Source organism: Cupriavidus necator A5-1 (assembly GCF_000744095.1).
GTDB classification, from domain to species: Bacteria; Pseudomonadota; Gammaproteobacteria; order Burkholderiales; family Burkholderiaceae; genus Cupriavidus; species Cupriavidus necator_A.
The window spans coordinates 729,963-754,364 of sequence record NZ_JQLI01000008.1 but is presented as its reverse complement, the minus strand read 5'-3'; the positions used below and the strand labels follow the sequence as shown (position 1 = coordinate 754,364).

At 66.5% G+C, this 24,402-nt stretch carries 23 protein-coding genes; 4 read left to right on the top strand and 19 right to left on the bottom strand.

Features of this window, described 5'->3' with window-relative positions; all coding sequences use genetic code 11:
• Window positions 1-94: 94 nt before the first annotated feature.
• From K307_RS27705 to K307_RS27695, 3 genes are all read right to left on the bottom strand, one after another.
• The gene (locus K307_RS27705; protein ID WP_042884010.1) at window positions 95-445 is read right to left on the bottom strand and encodes a hypothetical protein; all 351 of its coding nucleotides are present in this window, start codon (window positions 443-445) and stop codon (window positions 95-97) included.
• 158 nt (window positions 446-603) lie between these two features.
• On the bottom strand, window positions 604-1,104 hold the full coding sequence (locus tag K307_RS27700) for a hypothetical protein (protein ID WP_042884009.1): 501 nt from the start codon (window positions 1,102-1,104) through the stop codon (window positions 604-606).
• A gap of 261 nt (window positions 1,105-1,365) precedes the next feature.
• The gene (locus K307_RS27695) at window positions 1,366-2,442 is read right to left on the bottom strand and encodes a collagen-like protein (protein WP_042884008.1); all 1,077 of its coding nucleotides are present in this window, start codon (window positions 2,440-2,442) and stop codon (window positions 1,366-1,368) included.
• Window positions 2,443-3,027: 585 nt separating this feature from the next.
• Between K307_RS27695 and K307_RS27690 the strand changes: the two genes are divergently transcribed.
• Window positions 3,028-3,276, top strand: coding sequence for a hypothetical protein (locus tag K307_RS27690; protein ID WP_042887480.1), 249 nt, complete (start codon window positions 3,028-3,030; stop codon window positions 3,274-3,276).
• A gap of 97 nt (window positions 3,277-3,373) precedes the next feature.
• On the opposite strand, the gene K307_RS51180 is transcribed toward K307_RS27690, so the two are convergent.
• The 6 genes from K307_RS51180 to K307_RS27660 all read right to left on the bottom strand — a co-directional run bounded on the left by K307_RS51180 (window position 3,374) and on the right by K307_RS27660 (window position 6,715).
• Window positions 3,374-3,925 (bottom strand): RcnB family protein, encoded by a 552-nt coding sequence (locus K307_RS51180; protein ID WP_230626144.1) that lies wholly within the window; start codon window positions 3,923-3,925, stop codon window positions 3,374-3,376.
• A gap of 130 nt (window positions 3,926-4,055) precedes the next feature.
• On the bottom strand, window positions 4,056-4,481 hold the full coding sequence (locus K307_RS27680) for a hypothetical protein (protein WP_042884007.1): 426 nt from the start codon (window positions 4,479-4,481) through the stop codon (window positions 4,056-4,058).
• Between the two features lie 60 nt (window positions 4,482-4,541).
• Entirely contained in the window at window positions 4,542-4,784 is a 243-nt protein-coding gene (locus K307_RS27675) for a hypothetical protein (RefSeq protein WP_042884006.1), read from the bottom strand.
• Window positions 4,777-5,121 carry a FimD/PapC N-terminal domain-containing protein gene (locus K307_RS27670; RefSeq protein WP_042884005.1) on the bottom strand — a complete coding sequence of 115 codons (345 nt, stop codon included), beginning with the start codon at window positions 5,119-5,121 and terminating at the stop codon, window positions 4,777-4,779. The genes K307_RS27675 and K307_RS27670 overlap by 8 nt, the downstream gene beginning before the upstream one ends.
• A gap of 64 nt (window positions 5,122-5,185) precedes the next feature.
• Window positions 5,186-5,920, bottom strand: a complete 735-nt coding sequence (locus K307_RS27665; protein WP_080745251.1) for a fimbria/pilus chaperone family protein — start codon at window positions 5,918-5,920, stop codon at window positions 5,186-5,188.
• 72 nt (window positions 5,921-5,992) lie between these two features.
• Window positions 5,993-6,715: a histidine kinase dimerization/phospho-acceptor domain-containing protein gene (locus tag K307_RS27660; RefSeq protein WP_080745250.1), complete on the bottom strand. Its 723-nt coding sequence runs from the start codon at window positions 6,713-6,715 to the stop codon at window positions 5,993-5,995.
• A 511-nt stretch (window positions 6,716-7,226) separates the two neighbouring features.
• Here K307_RS27660 and K307_RS27655 point away from each other — a divergent pair.
• From K307_RS27655 to K307_RS27645, 3 genes are all read left to right on the top strand, one after another.
• Window positions 7,227-7,805, top strand: coding sequence for a TetR/AcrR family transcriptional regulator (locus K307_RS27655; protein ID WP_042884002.1), 579 nt, complete (start codon window positions 7,227-7,229; stop codon window positions 7,803-7,805).
• A 245-nt stretch (window positions 7,806-8,050) separates the two neighbouring features.
• Window positions 8,051-10,210, top strand: a complete 2,160-nt coding sequence (locus tag K307_RS27650) for a di-heme oxidoredictase family protein (RefSeq protein ID WP_196251625.1) — start codon at window positions 8,051-8,053, stop codon at window positions 10,208-10,210.
• Window positions 10,211-10,299: 89 nt separating this feature from the next.
• Complete coding sequence (locus K307_RS27645; protein WP_042884001.1) at window positions 10,300-11,247, top strand: glycosyl hydrolase; 948 nt, start codon at window positions 10,300-10,302, stop codon at window positions 11,245-11,247.
• A gap of 55 nt (window positions 11,248-11,302) precedes the next feature.
• On the opposite strand, the gene K307_RS27640 is transcribed toward K307_RS27645, so the two are convergent.
• The 10 genes from K307_RS27640 to K307_RS27595 all read right to left on the bottom strand — a co-directional run bounded on the left by K307_RS27640 (window position 11,303) and on the right by K307_RS27595 (window position 24,362).
• Window positions 11,303-11,641, bottom strand: coding sequence for a copper-binding protein (locus K307_RS27640; RefSeq protein ID WP_042884000.1), 339 nt, complete (start codon window positions 11,639-11,641; stop codon window positions 11,303-11,305).
• Complete coding sequence (locus K307_RS27635) at window positions 11,638-14,808, bottom strand: efflux RND transporter permease subunit (protein WP_042883999.1); 3,171 nt, start codon at window positions 14,806-14,808, stop codon at window positions 11,638-11,640. Before K307_RS27635 ends, K307_RS27640 begins: the two co-directional genes overlap by 4 nt.
• Window positions 14,805-16,340 (bottom strand): efflux RND transporter periplasmic adaptor subunit, encoded by a 1,536-nt coding sequence (locus K307_RS27630; protein ID WP_042883998.1) that lies wholly within the window; start codon window positions 16,338-16,340, stop codon window positions 14,805-14,807. The genes K307_RS27635 and K307_RS27630 overlap by 4 nt, the downstream gene beginning before the upstream one ends.
• On the bottom strand, window positions 16,337-17,638 hold the full coding sequence (locus K307_RS27625; RefSeq protein ID WP_042883997.1) for a TolC family protein: 1,302 nt from the start codon (window positions 17,636-17,638) through the stop codon (window positions 16,337-16,339). Before K307_RS27625 ends, K307_RS27630 begins: the two co-directional genes overlap by 4 nt.
• 69 nt (window positions 17,639-17,707) lie before the next feature.
• Window positions 17,708-18,118: a hypothetical protein gene (locus tag K307_RS27620; RefSeq protein ID WP_042883996.1), complete on the bottom strand. Its 411-nt coding sequence runs from the start codon at window positions 18,116-18,118 to the stop codon at window positions 17,708-17,710.
• A gap of 288 nt (window positions 18,119-18,406) precedes the next feature.
• A complete protein-coding gene (locus tag K307_RS27615) occupies window positions 18,407-19,171 on the bottom strand; it encodes a fumarylacetoacetate hydrolase family protein (RefSeq protein WP_042883995.1) in 765 nt (254 codons plus the stop codon).
• On the bottom strand, window positions 19,168-19,881 hold the full coding sequence (locus K307_RS27610; protein WP_042887476.1) for an aspartate/glutamate racemase family protein: 714 nt from the start codon (window positions 19,879-19,881) through the stop codon (window positions 19,168-19,170). The genes K307_RS27615 and K307_RS27610 overlap by 4 nt, the downstream gene beginning before the upstream one ends.
• Window positions 19,882-19,894: 13 nt before the next feature.
• Window positions 19,895-21,343 carry an MFS transporter gene (locus K307_RS27605; RefSeq protein ID WP_042883994.1) on the bottom strand — a complete coding sequence of 483 codons (1,449 nt, stop codon included), beginning with the start codon at window positions 21,341-21,343 and terminating at the stop codon, window positions 19,895-19,897.
• A gap of 105 nt (window positions 21,344-21,448) precedes the next feature.
• On the bottom strand, window positions 21,449-22,975 hold the full coding sequence (locus K307_RS27600) for an amidase family protein (protein ID WP_042883993.1): 1,527 nt from the start codon (window positions 22,973-22,975) through the stop codon (window positions 21,449-21,451).
• Between the two features lie 82 nt (window positions 22,976-23,057).
• Complete coding sequence (locus K307_RS27595) at window positions 23,058-24,362, bottom strand: MFS transporter (protein ID WP_042883992.1); 1,305 nt, start codon at window positions 24,360-24,362, stop codon at window positions 23,058-23,060.
• Window positions 24,363-24,402: the final 40 nt, after the last annotated feature.

The window sequence follows — 24,402 nt, the reverse complement described above, 5'->3', positions numbered from 1 at the left end:
GGACGGGAGGAAAAGCTTTGCCGGAGCGGCTTGTGGCGGGATGGCGCGGGCCAGGCGGCGACGGCGGTGAGCCGCCGCCCGCCGGAGTGGCTTACTACAGGCACTTCTCCTGGTAAGCCTGCTGCAGCGTCTTGCGCGGCCGCTCGCGTTCCAGTTCGGGCACCGTGCGCCCCTGCGCGGTCTCGATGCCCTGCCCGGAGGTCCGGTATTCGCGCTTGGGCGCCGTGGCGATCTGGGCGGCCAGTTCGCGGCATTCGGCGGACTGGAGGCTGCCCGGCGTCGCGGCAGGATCGGGGCGGTACGGCGTGGTGCCTTCCTGCACCGCCTCGTTGATCGCGGCGGCGGCGGCACCCTGGCCGTCCGGCTTCTGCGCGTAGGCGCCGCCGGCCACGGCCAGTGCGGCGATGGCGGCAAGGCGGATCAGGGTTCGCTGGCGGCTCGGCATGATGGCTCCTCTGGTCTGTGGCCCGATGGCCGGGGCAAGGCTGCCAGCTTAATCGTTCCCGGCCGGTCTGGCACTAGCGGTATTGCTGGTGGTACCGGTAGTACCGGCATTTCGGGCACTTGCGCCGCCGCCGCGCCCGCACCGCTGCGTGGCCCCTGCTAGTACCCGCCGCGGTGCTCGCCCTCCTCGTCGAGCTGCCAGTCGCGGCGCATCATCACGTAGGTGAACGAGGCCGACCAGCCGATCAGGATCAGGCCCACCAGCGGCTCGATGCTGGCAATCAGCCGGGTCGCGCCAACCGGGTAGAGATCGCCCAGGCTCTGCGTGGTGAAGGTCTCCAGCGCAAAGTAGGCATAGACCAGCAGCGACGGCTCGCCGTGCCGGGTGGGCATGCCCGGCGCGGTCGACCCGGCCAGCCACCCGAGCCCCAGCACGTTGTCGGCGAACCAGAATCCCAGCGCGAACACCATCGCCTCCAGGCAGTGGACCACGATGATGCAGACGATCAGCACGCCGATGTTCACGCGCCCGCTCCAGCGCCGCGGATGCAGCCCCGACAGCAGCCGCAGCGCCTCGTAGTGGATGCCGACCACCGCCACGGTCAGCACGGCGGCGCATAGCAGGGCCAGGGAATAGTGTGCTGCGGCGGAGGTTTCCATGCGCAAAGGGTTGGGCGGATCGGGGGGCGGGCGGGGGCGACCGGTAATTGGCGCAGGACAAAAAACGACGCCCTCCAAAATAGCACTGGAAGGCGTGTGGGAAAACCAGGGCGGGCGAATGGCTTGTTACGGCGCGTTGCGGCTCGTTGCGGCGCTCGTGGACTCGTGACAGTTCGTGGTTGCACCGCCTGCCCTGGCAGAGGGAATGTGTCGGGGTGGTCGGCTGGCGGGACGGCGGCCGAAGCCGCTGTCCCCGTGCCCTCAGTTGCTCTTGCAGGCCAGGTTGACGTACAGCCCGCCGTCCCAGTTGAATGGGCGGTTGCCGCTGACCTGGACCTGGATGATGTCATTGGCCGCCACCGCGGTCGTGGCCGCCGTCGCGCAGGTCCGGCTGGTGCCGCTGAGCTTGCATGCATACCCGTCGGTGATGGCCAGCGGGCTCAGGGTTTCCAGCGCTGTGCCGCTGGCAAAGCGGTACGCCACCACCGCATACAGCGCGCTGTCCGGCACCGTCCCGGCCAGGCTGGCGGTCATGGTCAGGCCGCCGGTGCAGCCCACCGGCATCACCGCGCCGAAATAGGGATCGGCGCTCTGCAGGTCCAGCCCGCTGCCGTTCATCACATAGGTGCCGTTGCCGCCCGCGGCCTTCGATACCGCGAAGTTGGCGGTGTAGATCATCGCGCCGGCGCCGGGTTCGCCCTGCTCGCCTTGCGGTCCCTGCGCCCCCGTTTCGCCTTGTTCGCCCTCTTCGCCCTTCTCACCCTGAGGGCCCTGGGCGCCGCTGTCGCCCTGGTCCCCCTTCTCGCCTTTCTCTCCCTGCGGGCCCTGCGCACCCGTTGCGCCATCGGCACCGGCGGGGCCGGCCGGGCCCACCGGGCCGGTCAGGCCGACCACGGAAATCCCGGTCGGCCAGCTATCCCCGGTCTTCGGCCCGAACAGCGTGTTGGTGGTCGTATTCAGGTAGAAGCTGCCTTCCGAGCCGTCAGCCGCGGTCGGGTCCGCCGGACCGTGCAGCAGCGTCGCCCCGGGCGCGCCGGCCATGCCCTGCGGCCCAATCAGCGCCACGCCTGCGGGCCAGGCGCCGTTGGCTTTGGGACCGTACAGTGTCGAGGTCGATACATTGAGGTAGAAGTCGCCGTCCGTGCCGATATCGGCGCTCGGCGCATTGGCGCCGGACAGGATGGTCTTGCCGTTGACGCCAGCCGGGCCGGGCACGCTTTCGGACGGGACGACGTTGCTGGCCGGCGCGGAATCGCCGCCGCCCCCGCCGCAGCCGGCGAGCAGGATGGCGAGGCAGGCGACCGGGATCGCCGCAAGTTTCAGGCCGATGCGTTGCATGATGGAGCCCCCGTTATTTTTTTAATGACTGGGCCGGATACGTGCCGGGCGAGCTCAATTTATCTTCTGCCGTGCGCCCTTTAAATCGGGCATTCGCACGGGCTGTTTCAGGAATGAAGCGCAGCCGCGCGCGCGGGGAAAATCCATCGGACGCTGTATCCGGAAATGACCAAGGCCAACGGATGCTTGCAATCCGGAGTGCGACGCAATGAATGGTGCAAACCCCGGAAAACCGGCGCAGCGCAATGGCTGCGCATGTCGGAACGGCCAGGAACGGGCGCATGAGGCCGCATGGCGGCTTGCGCAAGCCACGTCCCGCGGCACGGCAAGCGCGCCCGTGCGTAGTTGCGCGCCACCAATGCCAGGCCTCGCCCGAATGGCTGAATTACGGATGGGATGAGCGCTTGCCGGCGGTTTGCGGCCGTTTCAGTCGCGCATCAAATAATCGCCATATACCCCTTCGAGAGGGTATTTGAAGTGAGCCCGGAAAACCGGCTGGTGATTATCCCCGGGACTCGGGAGCGCTTGTAGCACGCGCGCGATGCACTATGCTGGAAACTTCAACTGCTCCCGGTGGAGGCCAACGTGCGCAAATCCATTTCGATCCTCGCGGCACTGCTGCTGTGCGGCGCCTCCGGCCTGGCGCTCGCCCACAATTGCCCCAACGAGATGAAGGCCATCGATGCCAGGCTGTCGACCAAGCCGGCGCTGTCGCCGGACGACGCAGCCAAGGTCGCCAAGCTGCGCGCCGACGGCGAGGCGTATCACAAGGCCGGCAAGCATGATGAAGCGATGAAATCGCTGCTCGAGGCCAAGAAAATCCTGGGTATCTGATACCTGCGGCAAGAAAAAGAGCCGCCGCGCAGCCATGCGCGGCGGCTTTGCCTTGTCTGCCCGTATTGCCGGCCGGGCGGACGGTGGCCGGAGCCGCTCAGGAACCCGAGCCGACCTGCTGGATCACGCCATTGGGCGCCACCAGGTAATACTCCGCGCCAACGCCAACCCAGCGCGTGCCCTTGCGCGGCGCCGGCAGGTTGTATTGCTTGTAGTCGTCGATCACATACTGGCGGTCCCTGAACTCGGTCGGCAGGCGGTCACCTTTCTTCCATTGTTGCACCTGCATATACGGCGAGCTTTGCGCGGCAGGCCCCGCGGCCGTGGAATCCGCCATCGGCTTGCTGGTACCTTTGGTGCTCCGGGTACCCTTGGTGCCGGTTGTTCCGGTAGCGCCCGGGGGTCTGGTAGTGCCGGTGGCGTCAGGCATGCCTGTCGTGCCAGGGCTGCCTGTCATGCCTGGGGTGGTTGTCGGGCCTGGGGCGCCTGTCATGCCAGGCGTGGTGGTCGTGTCTGGGGTGCCGCCGGCGCCGGTGGTGCCAGCAGCGCCGGAGGCTGCGGCGCCGCCCTGCATCTGCGCCAGGGCCAGCGGCGCGGCCAGCACGCTGGCAGCCAGCCATAGCGCGGGTATCGCTTTCTTGGTATTCATCGTGATCTCCTTGCGTACGGGAAAACCGAACTGCCGGAGGATCCGGACAGCATCTCAAGGTTAGAACACAAAAGTGCGCACCGGCCAACGCATATGCCGGGGTGCGGCACCGCACCAGCCCTAATCCGCGCTACAGGTAGATCACCTCGATGGTAGCCATGCCGTCAAGCTGGATCGCGCTGGCGCCCGGCAGCTCGCCCAGCCTGGCCAGGCCGGCCGAGACTTCGCCGCCCATGGTAAAGGTGCGGCCGCGCGCGAGTTGCCCGTCTGACACCCACGTGACCGCCTTGCCGTCGTTGCGCAAGACCCGGTCGCGGTCGCCCGACTGCAGCACGCCGCCGGCGACGATGCCGATTTCCGCGGGTGCGCCATCGACCATGGCGCCGGACAGCGCCACCGACCAGACCCCGATCGGATTGCCTGCGGCGGTCTGTCCCAGGCTAAAGCGCCGGTCCGCCTGAGCGGGCCCGGCACTGGCGCCACCCGCAAGTGCCAGCGTGCCATAGCCGAGCACGCCGCTGCGGTTGCTGCAGGGCGGTACCGAGTTCGGCTTCAAACGCCGGCGACTGGGTGGTGCGCTCGCGCCAGACCGCTTCTGCGCCACGAAGGACTTCTGCTAGGTGTACAGGTGGTCCAGCGTGCTGGCGCCGTTGCTGTCCGCGCTGAAGGGGTGCCGGCGGCGCTGCCGGGCGAGAGCTGCCTTGGCAGCTTGCAGCAGGCCTATGCGCAGGCGATCGTGCGCCTGCTGCCGGGGCGCGAGCGCATCGAGCTGATCGTGCCGCCCGAGGCGCTGGCGGTGCCCGGCGCCGACGCGGCCGCCGGCTACAGCCGTTGCGGCTGGGGCGGCGTGTTCAACCACGACGTGCTGGCGCTACAGAACAGTGGCCCGGCCGGCAGCGGCACGGTGCCTTCAGCCCAGCACGCGCGAAGAAGGCCTGGTCGTAGCAGGGCTGGCCCTCGCTGTCGAACACGACTTCCGCGGCGCCGGCCTGCACGCCATTGACGACCAGCGTCACGGTGCCCCGGCCCGGCGCAAAGCGCTTCTCGCTCTTGAAGTATTCGGCAACCTGGCCCGACAGGCCGCGGGCTTCCATGGTCTTCACGTCGAAATCGACGTCTTCAGCGAGCGCCGCCTGCGGCATCTGCGAAATGGCTGCGGAAACCGCCAGCGTCAGCAAACGGGGCTTGATATGCATGATGATTCAACCACCGGGAGGGGCGCCGCCCTGGACATCCCCCCGGCGGCATGGACTGATTGGGTTAGCTGGCCTGGCTGTTGCTGGTTGCAGGCGCAGCGCCGAGCGGCGCGTCGAAGGGCTTGGAGAAGTAGCCGAACATCGACGCCGGCATCGACCTGACCGTGGTGGCGGCCGCCGCCTTGTCATCGCCCGCCTTGGCCACGACCTTTTCGCCAGGCAGGATGTAGGTGCGCGGCAGGTCGGCGCGGCCGTTGCCAGGCATCAGTTCCAGATTCGGCGACATCCGCACCACGTAGGCGCCGGTGTTCTGTACCTGCACGTCGCCATTGGCCAGGCGGCTGTACCTGAGGTCCTTCCACAGTTCGTTGTTCAACAGCGACGACGGATGGATGATCAGCGGCACGTTCTGCCGCACTGTCAGCCGCACCATGTTCTTCTCCGCCGGCGGGATGCCTTCGAAGACCGCGCGCGCCAGCTTTTCGGTGGACAGGTTCTCCTTCTTCTTCTTCAGGAGAAACCGCACCATCTGCGTATCGCCCGGCTCCATGCGCGCCACCGGCGGGGTGGCCATCACGCGATCGGCGTCGTCCTCGGGCACGGACTCGACCGACGAGTACAGCAGCATCGGGCGTGCGTCGGTGTTCTTCAGCGTCATCACGCCCTCCCCGTCATCGGTATTCGCGATGACGACGGGCGTCTCGAGTTGCAGGCCGGTATTGCCCTGCGCATGGGCATGTGCGCCCAGCGCGCTCGCCGCCAGCACGGCGCTCATCAACATGGTCCTGGAGAATTTCATGGATAGCCTCACTGTGTTTCATGCATCGTCATTCGATGCATTCATTGTGGAAGCGCGGCGGGGCTATCCGAATCAGGCAAGCCTTAAACGATGGGGCAAATCGATACGGCCGCTGCACGCAAAAAAGCCAGACACACGGTCTGGCTTTTTTTGCGTGCAGCGGAGAAGGATTACAGGTAGTTCACCTGCACCGTCATCGATCCGTCCAGCAGGATCTCCTTGCTCATGTCGAGCGTGTCGGTCGGCGCGATGCTGGTCGCCACCGACATCGCCCTGCACGAACGGTTCGAACAGGCATGGCTGGACCTCGGGCGGAATGCCGATGCCGGTATCGGCCACCTCCAGCATCAGGCAGACCCTATCCGCCGCGGCCGATGCGCACCCCATGCGGATGGTGACGCGCCCTTGCACGGTGAACTTCAGCGCATTGCCCAGCAGGTTGGCCAGCACCTGCCGCACGCGCACCGGATCGCCGACCACCCACGGCAGGCCGGGCTGCAGGTAGCAGGCCAGTGCCAGCCCCTTGCGCAAGGCCAGCGGCGATTGCGCGCGCGCGACCCACTCGACCAGTTCCACCGGGTCGAACGGCACCGCATCGAGGTCGATCTGGCCCGCCTGGATGCGGGAAAAAGCGAGCAAGTCATCGAGCAGTTGCAGCAGCACGGCGGACGACGACTGCATGGTGGCAATCTGCTGCCGCTGCAGGTCCGTCAGTGCGGACAGCGACAGCAGTTCGAGCGTGCCCAGCATGCCGTACAGCGGCGTGCGGATTTCATGGCTCATTGCCGCAAGCAGGCGCGGACTGACTGCGTTGGCCGGGTCGGCCCCCTCGCTCGCTGCGTGACGCGGTACGCTTCGCTGATATCGGTCGGTTTCATCGGATCATCCCGGCGGAAGGCATGCCGTGGTGAGGCGGAGTCGCCGGCTCGCGCGCAGGCTCGCGCAGCACCGCATGCAAAGAGCATAGCCGCGGCAAGCGCAGAAAGCCCGCGCTTCGGTTTGCGCGATTTCTGGAGCGACGGAACCTCAAGAAATGACTGGATTGCTGAGAAGCAAGGCTACAGCGACACCGCCCGGCTATGCGGTGGCGGACATGGCCGTGGGCCACCCCGGCCGGGGCGTTGCATCTCACCTACATGCGCGATCCGGATGGCAACAAGCTGTGCGCGTTGCATCGCATGCCGGCCTGACACCGTGCGAGCTGCGTCCATTCCTCGCGAACTGGCAGAAATTCAGGGGTACACGGGTGCTATCATCAGCCGGCACCGGCCACATCGGCCGCGAACCATCAAATGACGCAAGAGGAATGGGGCATTCGCAATCGCAGAAGCAGCAGACGCATGAGCGCATCGTGGAAGTTGCCGCGCAGCGCTTGTGCGAGCTTGGCCTGGAAGGGCTGAGCATCGCCAACCTGATGAAGGAGGTTGGCCTGACGCACGGGGGCTTCTACAAGCATTTCGAATCCCGCGACGAGCTGGTCACCGAAGCCCTTGTCTATGCTTTCGCAAGCACCCAAGCACGCTCGGCCGCTCGAGCCACCTTCCAGGCGATGGTGTCGGCGTACCTGAGCAAGAGACACCGCGACTCTCCGGGCAACGGCTGCGCCGTTGCGGCGGTGGTCAACGACATGGGCCGCGCCCACGAGGACGCGCGCGCGCTATATACCGAGCAGGTGCGCAAGAGCCTGGGAACTATCGGCGGGCTGCTGGGCGCGGCTGACGATGCTGGCCACGATGCCGGAGCGATCGTCGCCCTGAGCACCATGGTCGGCGCGCTTGGCCTGGCGCGGGCGGTGGATGACCCGGCGCTGTCGGGAAAGATACTGGCCTCGGTACAGGATTTCCTGCTCGCGCAGTTCGATTCGGCGTCCGCCAGGAACGACTGAGCAAGTCCCCTAAGGGCCGCGGTTGTCGTCAGCATTCCGTCGGCCCCTCCCACGAAGATCCCCGGCGCGCTTCATGCGCATACCTCATTGACCCGCACGATTGATTCGCGCGAGTGGATGATGATTGACATCCATTTAGATGTCAATCATCATCCTCGTCGCTCGTTGCGCACAGACGCACGCGAGCCCGCATAAGAGTCGTACATCGATCATGCGTTTCACAAAAGAAAAAGAGGGGTCAAGTCATGAAGTTCCTTGCTCAATGCCGCGCGCCTGGCAGCGCGGCATCCCGCGCCGTGCGCGCGTCAGTCTCGATGCTGGCGGCAATCCTGCTGGCAACCGCCTGCGGCGGCGGTGGCGGCGACAGTGCTTCGGCGCCGCCACCCCCTGCCGTGCAGGAGCCGCTGGGCTATACGCCGTTGTTCGCGGCCGATACGCCGCTGATGGAGCAGATCCAGTACCGCGAACCTGACGGCACGCTGGTCACCCTGATGGGCTCGCGCCCGACCGAGCGCCACGCCCGCGAGCGCGGCGAGCCGTGGGACGCCCCCGATGCGGGTCCGGGCCGCTACCTGACCTTCCCTACCTTCTACTTCCAGAACCGCACCTTCGGCCTCGAGATCCGCGACCATGTGCCGGCCGGGCGCCAGCGCATCGAGATTTACCTGCGGGTGAACCAGGGCATCTTCGACGGCACCACCTTCAGCCTGTTCCGCAATGTCCTCGATCCCAACGTGCGCGACTACGGCTGGGCGCTGAACTTCGGCTTCAACAATCCGAAGGAAGGCGGCCTGCCGATCTGCCGCGAGGGGCAGCCGCGCGAGGATTGCATGATGGTGGTCGATTCCAACTGGCGTACCGACCCGCACAGTCCGCTGAAGATCGGTGACCGGATCGAACTGGCACCGGCACCCAGGCTCAAGCGCGATCCGGTGGTCGATGGCGGCGGCAGCCGCTACTACTCGTTCGAGCAGCTCTACGTCGTGGGCGTGGGCATGCGGCCGTGGTACGGCATCGTCCCGAACCTGGACTCAGAGGTCCTGCCTGACGAAACGCTGCTGGGCGGCCAGGCGAGCATCTCGTACAACTATTCGGAAGAACCGATGCGGGTGTTCCAGCAGATGGCGAACAACATCGGCATCGCCAACACCCAGCGCTTTGTCGAGGGCCGGCGCCTGTTCCACACCTCGTTCCTGGACGGCACGCACTCGGAACACGATGTCGACAACCCGAAATTCACCGCGCACATCGGCCAGCTCGGCCCGCGCTACAACCAGCCGCGCTGTATCGAGTGCCATACCAACAACGGTCGCAGCAAGGCCGTGGGAATCGGCGCCAAGCTCGACACGCTCTCGTTCCTGACCGCCACGACCGACGGCAAGGTCGATCCCGTCTACGGCCACAACGTGCAGCAGCACGCGCAGGACCCCGCCGCACCTGCCTATGACGTGACCGTGCAGTCGTACGAGACCACGGTGCGCACCTTGCCCGATGGCGAGAAGGTCGAACTGGTCAAGCCGGTCTATGCGTTCAAGGGACCGGTTCCGGCGCGCTTCTCGACGCGCCAGGCGCCGCAGGTGATCGGCATGGGCCTGCTCGAGGCCGTTGCCGAGCCCACCATCCTGGCGCTGGCCGACCCGAACGATACCAATGGCGACGGCATCAAGGGCATCCCGAACTGGATCGTCGATCCGGAGACGGGCAAGACCCACCTCGGCCGCTTCGGCTGGAAGGCGTCGAAGGGAAGCATCCGGCAACAGGTCGCTGACGCGCTGATGAAAGACATGGGCGTGACCTCTCCGGTCTTCCCGGACCGGGGTTGCCAGCGTGGCGCACCGGATTGCCGCGGCTCGACCGCGCCCACCGCGGTCAATGAAACCGAGCTGCAGCGCCTGTCGCACTACCTGTCGCTGATCGGCGTGCCGGCCCAGCGCAGCCTGCGCAGCGGCTTCCCGGATGGAATCCGGGTGTCGCCGGAGCATGACGTGAATCCCGGGCAGATCGCGCGCGGCAGCGAGCTGTTCGCGCAAGTCAGGTGCGTGGCCTGCCACACCCCGACCATGAAGACCGGCAACACGCACCCGTTTGCCGAACTGCGCGAACAGACCATCCATCCGTACAGCGACCTGCTGCTGCACGACATGGGCCCGGGCCTGGCCGACTCCCTCAGCGAGGGGCGCGCCTATCCGAGCCAATGGCGTACCGCTCCGCTGTGGGGCATCGGCTCGCTGCGCTTCGTCCAGGGCGGCGACCAGAACGTGCGCCTGCTTCACGACGGCCGCGCGCGCAACCTGCTGGAAGCGATCCTGTGGCACGGTGGCGAGGCAACTGACAGCCGGACGCGCTTTGAAGCGCTGCCCAAGGCCGACCGCGACGCCATCGCGACGTTCCTGCAGTCGCTGTAATCCCGGGTGCCTGCCCGCTCTCCGGAGCGGGCAGGCTTGCACAAGCGTGAGAGCTGGTCTTGCAGACCGATCCGATTCCTGAATTCCAAATGAGCGTGCGCAAACGTATTGGCCACTGCCTGCTGGCAGTGATGATGGCATTCGCACTCGCCGCGTGCGGGGGTGGCGGGGAAGACAACACCACGAAGAATGGCAACGACGGCAATGGAGGCACGCCGCCGGCCATGGCGCCCGCCACGCCCCCTGCGTCGATACCGGTGACCGGCAAGAGCACCAAGCGAGGCATCGCCTACGATCTCGCCAGCGCGGCCGACTTTGCCGCCTTGGCGCCCGGCGTCTCGTGGTGGTACAACTGGGCGGCGCAACCGAACGCCGCGGCGCCTGCCGACGCCAAGTCCGCCTATGGCATGGACCATATCCCCATGCTCTGGAACGACAACTTCGACGCAGTCGCCGTCGAGGCTTACCTGCTTGCCCGTCCGGGCATCCGGTACCTGCTGCTGATGAATGAGCCGAACCTGGTCGACCAGGCCAACCTCTCGCCGGCCGCCGCCGCTGCCGCATGGCCCCGCTACGAGAGCATCGCCGCCCGCACCGGCGTGAAACTGGTCGGCCCCGCGATCACATGGGGAACGATGCCTGGCTATGAAGACCCGGTGACGTGGCTCGACGCGTTCTACGCTGCGTATCGGACCGCCAATGGCGGGCGCGACCCACGCATCGACTACCTCGCGTTCCACTGGTACGACTATGGCCTCGGCGGCCAGCTCGATCGCCTGGCGAAGTACGGCAAGCCGTTCTGGGTAACGGAGTTTGCCAACTGGCACGCAGGCAACGACGGCGCGCAGATCGACACGCTGGACAAGCAGAAGCGGCAGATGCAGGAGATGGTGGCAACGTGTGAGCAGCGCGCTGACGTGTTCCGGTACGCGTGGTTCACGGGCAGGTGGGGCCATGACGTCCATTTCACCAGCCTGCTGGCCGCCGATGGGGCACTGACGGAGCTTGGGCGGTATTACCTCAGCCTGCCGTACTGAGCAGGGGAGCGGTGCACAACCGCTCTCCGCCGCGGTTGCGCGTCACCGTCGCGATTTACTTGTGCCGCATCTCTACGACAGTCGGTTTTCCGTCGACGTTGTCGAAGGTGGCCGATACCCCATCGCCCTCCTTGAAGTTCTTCAGCGAAGCCCGGTCCTTGACCGGAAATGCCATGGTCATCGGGCCCATTCCGAGGTTGGCGATAGGACCATGCTTCAGCGTGACCTTGCCGGCCTGCACATCGATCTTCCTGATCTCGGCCACCACGGGTTGCGGCGCCGGTTGCGAGGCGGCGGACGGCTTCATGTCCATGCCGCCCATTGAGCCCGCCGCGAATGCGGCCGGCATGGTGGCGAAAGCCAGTACGAATGCGAGAGTCTTGGCGGATTTCATTGCGGTTTCCGTTGAAGTGAAGGGTGGGTGGAACCAGAAGGCGTTGTGATGTGGCGCCGACGTAGCAGCAGGTACACCGCCGGCACCACGAACAACGAAAGCAAAGGCGCCGTAAGCATGCCGCCGACCATTGGCGCTGCAATACGCTGCATGACCTCCGAGCCGGTGCCATGCGACCACATGATCGGCACCAGACCGGCAAGGATGACGGCAACGGTCATGGCCTTGGGGCGCACGCGTAGCACTGCGCCTTCCTGGATGGCGTCAAGCAGCGCGGGCAGGCTGGCGTCGCCCTGAGCCTCGCGCGCGGTCCATGCCTGCTTCAGATAGAGGAGCATGATGACGCCGAATTCCGCCGCCACGCCTGCCAGCGCGATAAAGCCGACCACGCCGGCAACCGACAGGTTGTAGCCCAGCAGGTAAAGCAGCCAGAAGCCGCCGATCAGCGCCAGCGGCAGCGTGCCCATGATCAGCAGCGCTTCATCGAGACGGCCGAACACCAGGTAAAGCAGCACGAAGATGATCAGCAGCGTGAACGGCACCACCACCTTCAGCCTGGCGGCGGCCCGCTCCAGGTATTCGAACTGCCCCGACCAGCTCACCGAGTAGCCGGCCGGCATCGGGACCGCCCGCGCGACGGCGGCCTGCATATCGTGGACGGCCGAGCGCAGGTCGCGCCCGCGGAGGTCGACATACACCCAGCCGGACAGGCGGGCGTTCTCGCTGCGCAGCATCGGCGGCCCCTGCACCACCTGGATGCGCGCCACGTCGGACAGCACGATCTGCTGGCCCCTGTCGGTGACGATGGGCAGGCTGCGCAATTGCTCCACCGAATCGCGGTAATCGCGCGGATAGCGAACGTTGATGGGGAAGCGCGCCAGACCATCGACCACCTCGCCAACATTGTCGCCGCCGATGGCCGACGAGACCACGCTCTGCACGTCCGCGATATTGAGGCCGTACCTGCCGGCCGCCAGGCGGTCGATATCGATATCGACGTAGCGCCCGCCCGCCAGGCGCTCGGCCAGCGCCGACGTGACGCCCGGCACGGTCTTGACAGCCTCCTCGATGCGCGTTGCCAGGCGGTCGATCTCCTTCAGGTCGGCGCCCGCCACCTTGATGCCGACCGGGCTCTTGATGCCGGTGGCCAGCATGTCAATCCGGTTGCGGATCGGCGGCACCCAGATATTGGACAAACCCGGCACCTTCACCACGCGGTCGAGTTCCTCCACCAGCGTGTCGGTGGTCATGCCGGCACGCCACTGGTCGCGTGGCTTGAACTGGATGGTGGTCTCGAACATCTCCAGCGGTGCCGGATCGGTCGCGGTATCGGCGCGGCCTGCCTTGCCAAACACAGTCGCTACCTCTGGCACGGTCCTGATCAGGCGATCGGTCTGTTGCAGCAACTGCGCCGCCTTGCCGGCGGATAGCCCCGGCAACGCCGACGGCATATAGAGCAAGTCGCCCTCGTCGAGCGGCGGCATGAATTCGCCGCCGATCCGCATGACCGGCCACGCCGTCGCGGCCAGCAGCACTGCGGCGATCGCCAGGGTGGTCTTCGGCCAGGCCAGCACCCGCGCCAGCACTGGGCGATAGGCGCGGATCAGCCATCGGCTCAACGGGTTGGACTGCTCCGACGGAATCCGGCCGCGGATCAGGTAGCCCATCAGCACCGGGACCAGCGTTACCGACAGGCCTGCCGCCGCCGCCATTGAATAGGTCTTGGTAAAGGCCAGCGGCGAGAACAGCCGGCCCTCCTGCGCCTCCAGCGTAAATACCGGGATAAACGACAGCGTGATGATCAGCAGCGAGAAGAACAGCGCCGGCCCCACCTCGGCCGCCGCCTGCCCGATCACGCTCCAGCGCTCGCTGCCCGTCAGCTTGCGCCCCGGATGGTCCGCATGCCAGTGCTCCAGGTGCTTGTGCGCGTTCTCGATCATCACGACCGCGGCATCGACCATGGCGCCGATGGCGATGGCAATGCCGCCCAGCGACATGATGTTGGCGTTGATGCCCTGGTAGCGCATCACCAGGAAGGCCGCCAGCACGCCCAGCGGCAGCGAGACTATGGCCACCAGCGCGGAACGCAGGTGGAACAGGAACAGCAGGCAGACCAGCGCGACAACGACGAACTCTTCGACCAGCTTGTGGGTCAGGTTTTCCACCGCGCGGTGGATCAGCGCGGAGCGGTCGTAGGTGCTGACGATCTGCACGCCGGCCGGCAGGCTCTTCTGCAGCGTTGCGAGCCTGGCCTTGACGGCCTCGATGGTTTCCAGCGCGTTCTTGCCCGAGCGCATCACGATGACGCCGCCGGCAACCTCGCCCTCGCCGTCGAGTTCGGCGATGCCGCGCCGCGTCTCCGGACCAAGCTGCACGGTAGCGACATCGCCCAGCCGCACCGGAATCCCGGCGTCGCTGGTCACCAGCGGGATCTGCCGGAAATCGTCGAGCGTCTTCAGGTAGCCGCTGGCGCGGACCATGTACTCGGCCTCGCCCATTTCCAGCACCGAGCCGCCGGCTTCCTGGTTGGCGCCTTTGAGCGCGGCCAGTACCTTGCCTTGCGAGAGGTTGTAGGCGCGCATCCGGTCCGGCATCAGCACGACCTGGAACTGCTTCACCATGCCGCCCAGCGACGCGACCTCGGCGACGTTTGGCAGCGATTTGAGCTCGAAGCGCAGGAACCAGTCCTGCAGTGCGCGCAACTGGCCGAGATCGTGCTTGCCGGTCTTGTCCACCAGCGCGTACTCGTAGATCCAGCCGACGCCGGTCGCGTCGGGCCCCAGCGCCGGCCTGGCGGCGGCGGGCAGGCGCGATTGCACCTGGTTCAGATATTCCAGCACGCGCGAGCGCGCCCAGTACAGGTCGGTGCCATCCTCGAACAGCACGTAGACAAAGGAGTCGCCGAAGAACGAATAGCCCCGCACCGTCCTGGCGCCGGGTACCGACATCATCGTGGTGGTCAGTGGATACGTGACCTGGTTCTCGACGATCTGCGGCGCCTGGCCGGGAAACGGCGTGCGGATGATGACCTGCACATCGGACAGGTCAGGCAGGGCGTCGAGCGGCGTGCTGCGCACGGCCCACAGGCCCCATGCGGTAAGCAGGACCGTGGCCAGCAGCACGAGGAAGCGGTGGCGGATCGAAGCCAGGATCAGGCGCGCGATCATTGCCGGCTCCCCTGGGCGCTGGCTGCCGGCTCGACCGACGACAGCCTGGCCACGCCATCGCTGTCGAGATGAAAGCGGAAGCGGATGTTGTCGCCTGCCTTCAGGCCCTTGGGCAGGCCCGTTGGTGGCGCGGCGAAGTCCATGGTCATCGCGCCCCACTGTGCCGACGGAATCGGACCGTGCGAGATGGTGACGCTCTCGGCGCCGTTCACGGCTTCGATGCGGCCGGTGCCTTCATGCTCGCCGGCCGGCACGGCCGGCGCCGCAGGCGCGGTCGACATGCGTGCGGCGGTGCCGCGCAGGCTGGCTTCAGAGTCGAGCAGGAACTGGCCCGACGTGACCACTTTCTGCCCTGGCTTCAGTCCGTCCAGCACCTCGACCATGCCCTCGGCCTCGCGGCCGGTCTTGATTTCGGTCGCGACAAAGCCCGCCTTGCCGGCATCCACCATGACGATGTTGCGCTGGCCTGTGCGAATGACCGACTCCGCCGGGATCAGCAGCGCGTCCTTCCCGGCGCCACTGTCAAAGCTGACCGTCACGAACATCCCCGGCAACAACTGCCTGCCCTTGTTGGGCAGGACGATGCGGGCCTTGACCGTTCGCGTCGCCGGATTGACGTCGGGAAGGATGACTTCGACCTTGCCGGCGATGGCATCGGCCGCGCCGCCCGGCTGTACCCTGGCCCCAACGCCAGGCCGGATCGCACCGGCCTGCCCCGCCGGGATCTCGGCAATCACCCACACCTGGCTGAGGTCGGCCAGGCGGAACAGGGTCATGCCAGGCGAGACGGTCATGCCCTCGCGCACGCCCACCTCGGTCACGAGCCCATCGACCGGGCTCACGATGGCAAGATTGGGCTGCAACTTGCCCGAGGACTCCACCGCGCGGACCTGGTCCGGCGTCATGCCCGCCTGCAGCATGCGCGCCCTTGCGGCACCGCGCAGGTCGCCAAGATGCTCGCCCGCCGCCATGCGGGAGACGGCAAGAAACTCCTCCTGGGCCGCGACCCAATCGGGCGAGTACAAGGTCGCCAGCGGCTGGCCGCGCCGGACCGGGTCGAGGGTCGCCCTGAGCGCGACCTGCTGGACGAAGGCGTTGGTGCGCGCCTGGATCACGCGCACGCTGCGCTCGTCGATGGCGACATTGCCGGGCGCCTGGAGCACGGCGCCCAGCCGCCCAGACTTGACCTCGGCCGTGCGAATACCCAGGTTCTGGGCGACATGGCTGTCCACGGTGACACCGCTCCCGCCGCCAGCACCGTCCGCGTAGACCGGCACGAGCTGCATGTCCATGAACGGGGACTTGCCCGGTTTGTCGAAGCGCTGGCCGGGCACCATGGGATCGTGCCAGTACAGGATCTTCTTGCCGGTGCGCGGGTCGGTGTCGCCGGCCTTGAGGGCAGCTTCCGCACCGGGCGCGGCCGACGTCTGCGCGGACTGCGTTCCCCGCGTCACCCCGAACCGGTAGGCGCCGTAGAGAGCGGCGCAGACGACAACCAGCCCGGCCATCGCTTCAATGGCGTGCTTTTTCATTTGGCTTCCTTCATGGCGGGCTCGGTCTGCGCGGTGGGCAGCGGCACCAGGTAGTTCAGGTCGGCCCACAGCTTCGCGGTCTTTGCCTCGAGCAGCAGGCGATCCATGGCGGTATCGATGGCGCGATGGTTCGCTTCGGCGACGGCCAGCAGCGGGCCCGTGTTGGCCCGGTACGCCGTCAGCGCCGCCTCCGCCTGCACGCGGGCGAGCGGCAAGGTCTTGTCGTCGTAGCGTCGCAGGCGCTCAAGGTTGCGCTGCAACTCGGCAAGCCGGGCGCCGACCATGGCCTGGGTATTGCGCCGGATCACTTCCAGCCTGGCCCGCGCTTCGCCTGCCTGCGCCAGCCGCGCCGATATATCCCGGTCCTGGCGATTGCCCTGGTCCCACGGCACCGGGAAGCTGACATTGAGCGATCCCATATTGGAGTAGGCCGAGCCGCGCTGGCTGTACATCAACTCGACCGTCACATCGGGCCTGGCGGCTTGCCTGGCCAGCTGGATCTCCGATTCCGCCAGGGCCACGTCGCGCTGCGCAGCCGAGAGTTCGGGCACGGCCTCGAATTCCCCCTGCGCCAGTTGCAAGGCGCCCTGCGGCACGTCGAGCGGCGGCCGGTCCGATAGCGGCCGCCGGGCCGCGGCGCCGATCCAGCGTTCCAGGTTGAGCGTGGCAGTAGCCAGGGCGGCCCGGTTCTCGTCCTCGCGGTCATGCAGTTTCTGGATTTCCAGCTCCATCGCCAGTACCTCCGCGCGCGAGCCGCGCCCGCCCCGGTAGGCAGCAGTGGCCGCCTGCACCGCCAGTTCAAGCGGCTGGCTGTGATGGCCGAGCAGGACGCCGGCCTGTTCGGCATACCAGCGGTCGAGCCAGGCACTGACGGCATTGCGCTGCACGTTGGCCAGTCCGACGGCGCGCTGCGCCTCGGCGGCGGCAGCTTCCGCTTCGAAACGCGCCGCTTTGGCGCGACGCTTGTCCGCGCGCGTGAATTCCTGCGTCACGCTGACGGAGCGCATGGTCATGGAGTCACGGCTCAGCGAGAACTGGTCAGAGCCGTTGACGGGAACATTGTTGATCCCGAGCTTGAGCACGGGGTCCGGCAGCTGGCCGGCGGCGACCGCCATTTGCACGGCGGCCTCGACGGCGCCGCGCGAGGATTCGGCGTCGCCGGCATGGGCGCTCGCGATCGCAACGGCTTCCGCGAGGGACAACGAAGGGGCGGATTGCGCGGGGGCGCCCTGCGGCGCAGCCAGGCCGACAGCAGGCGCGCTAAGCAGCGCCACGGTCAGGTGACGTAGAAAATGCATAAAGCCTCCGGGAGCGACGACTGCTGCCCGCACGGAAGCGGGCAGCACCAGGTGACGTCGAACCGGAGGCTAAGTCTGGAAACTGCAGTGAAGGATGTTGAGCGGTGGCGGACCACGCGCGTCCGCCTTGGCGTGCAGCGCGACGCGTACCTCCGCGAGCACCACGGGCGTCGGCGCAATGACGCGCATCAGCACCGGCATGAAGGCCGGGAGCTGCGGCGATACATGATCGGCGCTCTTGGAATCGGCCTGGCAATGCGCCAGGCAAAGACCACTCTGGTCGATGCCCTTGTTGTCCTCGTTGTCCTCGCTCGCGGCCATGTCGGGACACGACTCGGTCATTGCCGCCATCGCGCCGCGGCTATCTATCTGGTAGCGGCTCCCGGCACAGGCGTACGCCGCCGCTGCCAGTTGGACTGCCAGGAAGACAACGAGGAGGAAGCCAGCGAACCATGGCCGCCGGCAGGCGGAATAACGCAAGCTTTGCAGTGCCGTGAGCGAGATAGTCGCAAGGATACTGTCTTTTGCGGGTATTGCAACCCGGCCGCGTGACCGGCCGGGACGCCCCCTGCTGCAAGGCTTCTTCGCAATGGGGCTGCCCGTTGTATCACTGTCCCTGCGCCCCGCGATACCGCGCCAGAGCGCTGCCTCCCTGTTATCACGATGTATTGGTCGCCATGGACATCGCCGCGTCAATGTGTCGCAGGCGCCGTCGGCGAAGTGACGATCGAGGCTGGCAAGCCACGGCGAAATCGATCCGCACCATCCTCATAACTGGATCGAGGCCCGGCCAATGCCTTCGAATTCCGCTGTCACAAGGTCGCCGGCCGACGCAGTCAGAATTCCGACCCAAGTGCCGGTGGTGACAACCGTGCCGGCTTTCACGCTTTGGCCCGACCGTGTGGCGTGGCGGAGCCAAGCCACCAGTCCATAGGCCGGATCGCCCAGGGCATGGGTGCCACGGCGCTCGATCGACTCCGCTCCGATCTGCACCCGGCAACGCTGTACTGCCCAGTCTCGCGCTTCATAGTCACGCCATTCGCCAAGCACAAGCGCCCCGTGGGCCTGCAGGTCGGCCAGCTTCAAAAGCGCGGGTGCGGCGACGTACTGCTGCCAGCGCGAGTCGACGACCTCGATCGAGACCGCCATCGCATCGATCAGCGCAGCTGCACCCGTACCATCGAGGGCGGCGGCCCGCGCGGCGTCCACCTCCTGTCCTAGCCGGAGCGCGATCTCGGCCTCGATGCCGCGCCACGTGAAGGGCCAGTCGCCAGCATGCGCCGGGCTGGCCCACACCCCGGCGGACGGGAGTTCGGCGTGCGTCAGTTGCGCCTCGCGTGAAGGTCCTCCGGATTTCCAGTACCCGGCGCCTGTCGCTTGCCAGCCAAGCGAGCGAGCGACAAGCGCCTGCACGGCGTAAGCCTGCTCCGGACCGTCAAGCGCCGTGGCGAAGCTTTCCGCGTCTGCGCAACGGTGCTCGCGCCGTGCGTCGAGCAAGGCCTGCGCGACCCTATCGATATTGGTGGATGTCATGTTTCGGGAAATTCCTTGAATGCAGGATCAAAGTTGCTCGGTGCCACGCTCCCGGCAAGCGCATGCAGCAGGCTGCGGCACGCTGCCGGCACCGGACCGATAACGGGAATGGCAAAGCGCATGCTCAAGGCCTGAGCGGCCTGGCCCAGCGGGCCACCGCCTATCACCACGGCTTGCGCTCCGTCGGCTTCCACACAGGCCTGGACCGCTTCCGCCAGCGCGGCTTCCAGTGCCGCCGGGTCAAGGCCAAGCACGCGCGGGTCGCCCCGGGTGAAACGCACGCCGGTGAAGCTGGCCTCGAGTCCGTGGCGCCGCGCATTGGCTTCTATCGACGACGCCAGCGACGGCGTCGTCGTGGCGATACCGAAGCGACGCCCGTGCTGAGCCGCTTCCCGCATCGCGGCTTCGCCGATCCCCACCACCGGCACGGCCAGCCTGCGCCGGAGCGTGTCGGCACCGGGATCGCCGAAAGCGGCAACGATGACACCGCGAAGCCCGGAGCGCTCCGGGCCGGCGCCGGGCAGCTCGATCGCGCCGACCGCCTCGGCGGCGGCGCTCAGATTGGCCGCGTCGACAATCATCGGCACCCCGCGCGCCATGGTCAGGCCGCGAACGTCCAGGTCGCCGGGAAGCGCGGCACGCGCGATGTCAACCATCATCTGCGTGGTCGCCGACGAGGTATTCGGATTGATCAGCAAGATATGGTTCATCGCCATGCACAGGTTAGGAGCCGCTTGCGGGGGCCGTACTGCCAGCGACTGCCGGATCGGCAAAGTCGTCGTCGGCGGTTTCGCCCATCGGGCGGCCAAAGGTTTCGGGCGCGAACTGAACGCTCAGTGCGAACACAGCGTACATCGCCGCCAGCATGCTGAACATGCCGCCGACGCCGTAGACTTCAAACACGCGGCCGCTGATCAGCGGCGTCAGTGCCCCGGCCAGCGTGCCGAGTGCCAGGATCAGGGAAGTGCCGAACGCACGAACGTGGGTGGGATACTGCTCCGGCGCGAAGATCCAGATCGAGGTATTCAGCAACACGACGCAAAACGTAAAGGCCGCTCCGAACAGCATGACCAGCGCAACGTTGTACGTCAGGAACCCGAAGCAGAGTCCTGCCACGCAGGCCAGGCCGGCACCGATCGTCAGCACGCGCTTGCGCGGAAAGTGATAGCCGCAGTATGAAGCCGCGAGCGCGCCGAACAGGCTGCCGCTTTGCATCACCATGGTGAAGAGAAAGCTCTTGGTAATGGTGTAGCCCTGTGACATCAGGATGGTGGGCATCAGCGTCAGTACCGAGATCTGCGCCCCGTAGGTCATGGAAACCGCAACGCCAAGTGCGATCGTGCGTCGTCCCAGGCGGCCCTTGAATATGTCGCTCAGCCGCACCTTGGTACGCGGTGCCTCCTCCTGCATCGATGCCTGGATGTACGGCGTGGGCTCCCCTGCGAGCTTGCCCAAACGGCCTGACGCCAGGACCGACAGCACCCGGTTGGCCTCGTCTACCCGTCCCTTGGACAGCAGGAAGCGCGGCGTCTCCGGAATAAAACGCCGGTAGAACACGACGAAGAACGCCGGGAGCACCAGGCAGGCGAACAACCAGCGCCAGCTATCCGGGCCCGGGAACATGGCAAACACGGCAAGACCGAAGGCAGGCGCCAGCATATTGCCGAGACCGCCGCTGCCCACGCTGACCATGCCTACCGCCGTGCCGCGGAAGCGGGTCGAGCACAACTCGGCAAGCATCGTCACGGCAATGGAGATCTCCCCGCCCAGGCCAATGCCAACGACAAAGCGGCCCGCCGCCAGCACCCCATAGTTCGGCGCCAGCGCGCAGATGATGGCGCCCAGCGTGAACAGCAGCAGGTTGGCGCTCAGCATCGTGCGCCTGCCATAGCGGTCCGCGATATACCCTGAGCCGATGCGTCCCAACGCGGCGGCACTAAAGGTCAGCGTGTTGAGAAAGCCGATCTGCGCTACCGAAATGCCCCATTGCTCCCGCAGCAGAGGGCCAACCAGGCCGACCGCATTCTGCTCGAACACATCGAACATCACACCCAGCATGATCATGAAGATGATCTTCTTGTGCGACGCCGTCACGCCGATGCCATCCATGGCCCGGTCGAGCTCGTGTTGCTGTGGGGAACTCGGCGATTGAACTACTGTTTCTGCGCCCATCTTTGTCTCCTCCTCGTTCGAGGTCGTCACGGTGTATCCGCAAACTTGTCGCCGCCGTGGTCGGCTGGCGTTGTAGAGCAGCAATAAAAGTCGTTCCGCTCTCCCTTACTCCAGCGCAGGCGTCGAGTACGGTGGCCGGCGGGCGCGCAAGGCCTGTTCAGCGGCATACGCCAGCCGTATCAGCACGGTCTCCGAGAAGGGACGGCCGAAGAATTCCAGACCGACCGGCACACCTTGGGGTGCGTTGCGGTCCGGCGCGGAAAAGCCCGCGGGGATCACGATGGCCGGAAAGCCGGTGGCGGATGCAAGCACGCCATTGCGTTCGGCCTGCGTCTCGCCGACCGGTACCACCAGGCGCCGCTGGTGGGGAAATGCCAGTGCGTCGAGCCGGTGCCGCGCCATCAGGTCCTGCAGCCGCATGCGCAATGCCTGCTGGCGCTGCAGGCGCTCGCGGTATTCCTCTTCCCGCCCGCTCAGCGCCACGGCGGTGGTCAGCGTTCCCGCCACGCTTGGATGCATCGCTCCCGCGGCGATGATGTCCTTGGTCGACCGCACCGGCACGTCGGATGCGAGCCGGGCCAGGTAGGCGTCGAGATCGCGCTCCATCTCGTAGTGGTGCACGAGCGTGGACGCCAGGAGTTCCTCCGGGTTGATGGCGTCGTCAATGGCGATCAGCTCGGCGCCTTGTGCTGCGATGATGGCCAGCGCCGCTTGCATGACGGCATTGACGGGACGGTGCGCGTCCCCGTCGCCGAAGAAATGGCGCAAGACGCCAATGCGCGCACCCTTGAGCCCGTCGGGGTCGAGACAGTCGGTATAGCTCGCCGGAATGTGGGGCTCGCCCTGGCTGGTGACCGGATCGGCCGGGTCGTATCCGGCCATGACGTCGAGCAGTACCGCCGTATCCGCAACGGTCCGGGTGATGGGGCCGATGGTGTCCTGTGTCAGCCCGCATGGAATCAGGCCGGCCCGGCTGACGAGGCCCATGGTGGGGCGCAGGCCGACGAGGTTGTTTGCGGAGGCCGGTGAGCGGATCGAATTGACACCGTCGGTGCCGATCCCCAGCAGGCCGAAACTGGCTGCGATGGCGGCTCCAGTCCCCCCGCTGGAGCCGCCGGGCGTGCGCGTCAGATCATAGGGGTTCAGTGTCTGACCGGACAATGTACTGACCGTCTCACCACCGGAGGCAAGCTCGTGCAGGTTGGTCTTGGCCAGGACGATGGCGCCGGCCTCGCGCAGCCGACGGACGATGAAGGCGTCGTCCGCGGACATATTGCCGCTCAGGCATGACGCGCCGGCGGTGGTCTCGATGCCGCCGCACTCGATGTTGTCCTTGATCAGCACAGGAATGCCATGCAGGGGCCTTAGCGCCTGCGCTGGATCGCGCCCGGCCATGTCATCGATGCGGCCGGCCTCGGCCAGCGCCTGCGGGTTGAGCCGAAGGACGCTGCGCAGCGCGGGGCCGCTTTGATCATAGGCCGAGATGCGGTCCAGGTAGCCGCGGGCCAGTTGCCGCGCAGTCAGCCTGCCGTCGCGCATCGCGGCATGCGCGCTGGCAACGGTGGCCTCCACCACGCTGAACGGGGCGTGATTGCCGGGTCCGTCCGGATTCGGTTGCAATGTGTTCTTCATGGGAGTCGTTGATACGCCGGCAAGCGGCGCGCGAAGTGTTTGGCCAGCGGGGGCAGCGGCGCGCTGCCCCCGCTGGCGCTTGCTACCGGTTGACCAGCTTGGCCGGCAGGGTCCAGATGGCGAAAGCACCAAGCACCAGCATCCCGGCAATCATGTAGTAGGCGCTGTTGCCGCTCTGGGTCACGTCACGGAGGTAGCCGATCATGTAGCCGCTGGTAAAGCCGGCCAGGTTCCCGATCGAGTTGCTCATGGCGATGGCCGTGGCCGCCGCCGCGCCGCTCAGGAAGGCCGTCGGCAGCGACCAGAACAACGGGGTGCAGGTCAGGATGCCCGCCGCTGCGATCGACAGGAACACCAGTGACAGCGCGGTGTTGTGCATGACCCACGGCAATGCCAGGAAGCCGATCGCGCCCATCATGCACGGGATGATCAGGTGCCAGCGCCGCTCGCGATGCTTGTCGGCGCTGCGCCCGAAGAAGTACATCGCGACAATCGCTGCCATATAGGGAATCGCGCTCAGCAAGCCGATGTTGACGGGGTCGCTGACACCCGTCGACTTGATAAACGTGGGCAACCAGAGCGTGATGCCGTACTGGCCCGTGACATAGCAGAAGCAGATCAGGCTGATCAGCCAGACGCGCGGGTCGGTGAATACCTTGCCGACACGCGCCTGTGGGTCCGCCGCCTTGACATCGTCCGCCTTGGCCTGCTCAAGGACGCGCTTCTCCTCGCTGCTGAGCCACTTGGCCTTGGCAATGGAGTTGTCCAGGTAGTAGAAGCAGAAGCAACCCAGCAGCACCGCCGGAACCGCCTCGATGATGAACATCCATTGCCAGCCACCCCAGCCGGCCACGCCGGCCATGCTGCCCATCAGGTATCCCGACAGCGGGTTGCCGATGATGCCGGACAGCGGCGAACCCATGCAATAGATGGCCATGATCTTGGCGCGCCGGTGCGACGGATACCAGCAGGACAGGTAGTACACGATGCCAGGCGTAAAGCCCGCCTCCGCCAGGCCGAGCAGGAAACGCAGCGTATAGAACGCGGTTGGCGTCTCCACGAACGCGAAGCACGCGGAGAGGATCCCCCACGTGATCATGATCCGGCCGATCCACACCTTGGCGCCAAACCGATGAAGCGCCAGGTTGCTCGGCACTTCGAACAGGAAGTAGCCGATAAAGAATATGCCGGCGCCAAGCCCGTAGACAGTTTCGCTGAAGCCCAGTTGCTGGGACATCTGGAGCTTCGCAAAACCAACGTTGACACGATCTAGATAAGCGATCAGGAAACAGACCATCAGGAATGGAACGAGCCGCCAGCTAACCTTGCGATATGTCGCGTCCTCGAACGTCCTGATCTTTGCTCCCGCCTGCAGGGTTGTATCCACAGCGTCTCCTCTGTTTTTGTCAGGTACGGCAGTGCTGCGC

What these genes read in the sequence shown, in the direction of transcription:
- K307_RS27705 (WP_042884010.1), bottom strand. Translation starts at nt 445, where the DNA reads ATGCCGAGCCGCCAGCGAACCCTGATCCGCCTTGCCGCCATCGCCGCA.
- K307_RS27700 (WP_042884009.1), bottom strand. Translation starts at nt 1,104, where the DNA reads ATGGAAACCTCCGCCGCAGCACACTATTCCCTGGCCCTGCTATGCGCC.
- K307_RS27695 (WP_042884008.1), bottom strand. Translation starts at nt 2,442, where the DNA reads ATGCAACGCATCGGCCTGAAACTTGCGGCGATCCCGGTCGCCTGCCTC.
- K307_RS51180 (WP_230626144.1), bottom strand. Translation starts at nt 3,925, where the DNA reads ATGAATACCAAGAAAGCGATACCCGCGCTATGGCTGGCTGCCAGCGTG.
- K307_RS27670 (WP_042884005.1), bottom strand. Translation starts at nt 5,121, where the DNA reads ATGCATATCAAGCCCCGTTTGCTGACGCTGGCGGTTTCCGCAGCCATT.
- K307_RS27665 (WP_080745251.1), bottom strand. Translation starts at nt 5,920, where the DNA reads ATGAAATTCTCCAGGACCATGTTGATGAGCGCCGTGCTGGCGGCGAGC.
- K307_RS27655 (WP_042884002.1), top strand. Translation starts at nt 7,227, where the DNA reads ATGGGGCATTCGCAATCGCAGAAGCAGCAGACGCATGAGCGCATCGTG.
- K307_RS27650 (WP_196251625.1), top strand. Translation starts at nt 8,051, where the DNA reads ATGAAGTTCCTTGCTCAATGCCGCGCGCCTGGCAGCGCGGCATCCCGC.
- K307_RS27645 (WP_042884001.1), top strand. Translation starts at nt 10,300, where the DNA reads ATGAGCGTGCGCAAACGTATTGGCCACTGCCTGCTGGCAGTGATGATG.
- K307_RS27640 (WP_042884000.1), bottom strand. Translation starts at nt 11,641, where the DNA reads ATGAAATCCGCCAAGACTCTCGCATTCGTACTGGCTTTCGCCACCATG.
- K307_RS27635 (WP_042883999.1), bottom strand. Translation starts at nt 14,808, where the DNA reads ATGATCGCGCGCCTGATCCTGGCTTCGATCCGCCACCGCTTCCTCGTG.
- K307_RS27630 (WP_042883998.1), bottom strand. Translation starts at nt 16,340, where the DNA reads ATGAAAAAGCACGCCATTGAAGCGATGGCCGGGCTGGTTGTCGTCTGC.
- K307_RS27625 (WP_042883997.1), bottom strand. Translation starts at nt 17,638, where the DNA reads ATGCATTTTCTACGTCACCTGACCGTGGCGCTGCTTAGCGCGCCTGCT.
- K307_RS27615 (WP_042883995.1), bottom strand. Translation starts at nt 19,171, where the DNA reads ATGACATCCACCAATATCGATAGGGTCGCGCAGGCCTTGCTCGACGCA.
- K307_RS27610 (WP_042887476.1), bottom strand. Translation starts at nt 19,881, where the DNA reads ATGAACCATATCTTGCTGATCAATCCGAATACCTCGTCGGCGACCACG.
- K307_RS27605 (WP_042883994.1), bottom strand. Translation starts at nt 21,343, where the DNA reads ATGGGCGCAGAAACAGTAGTTCAATCGCCGAGTTCCCCACAGCAACAC.
- K307_RS27600 (WP_042883993.1), bottom strand. Translation starts at nt 22,975, where the DNA reads ATGAAGAACACATTGCAACCGAATCCGGACGGACCCGGCAATCACGCC.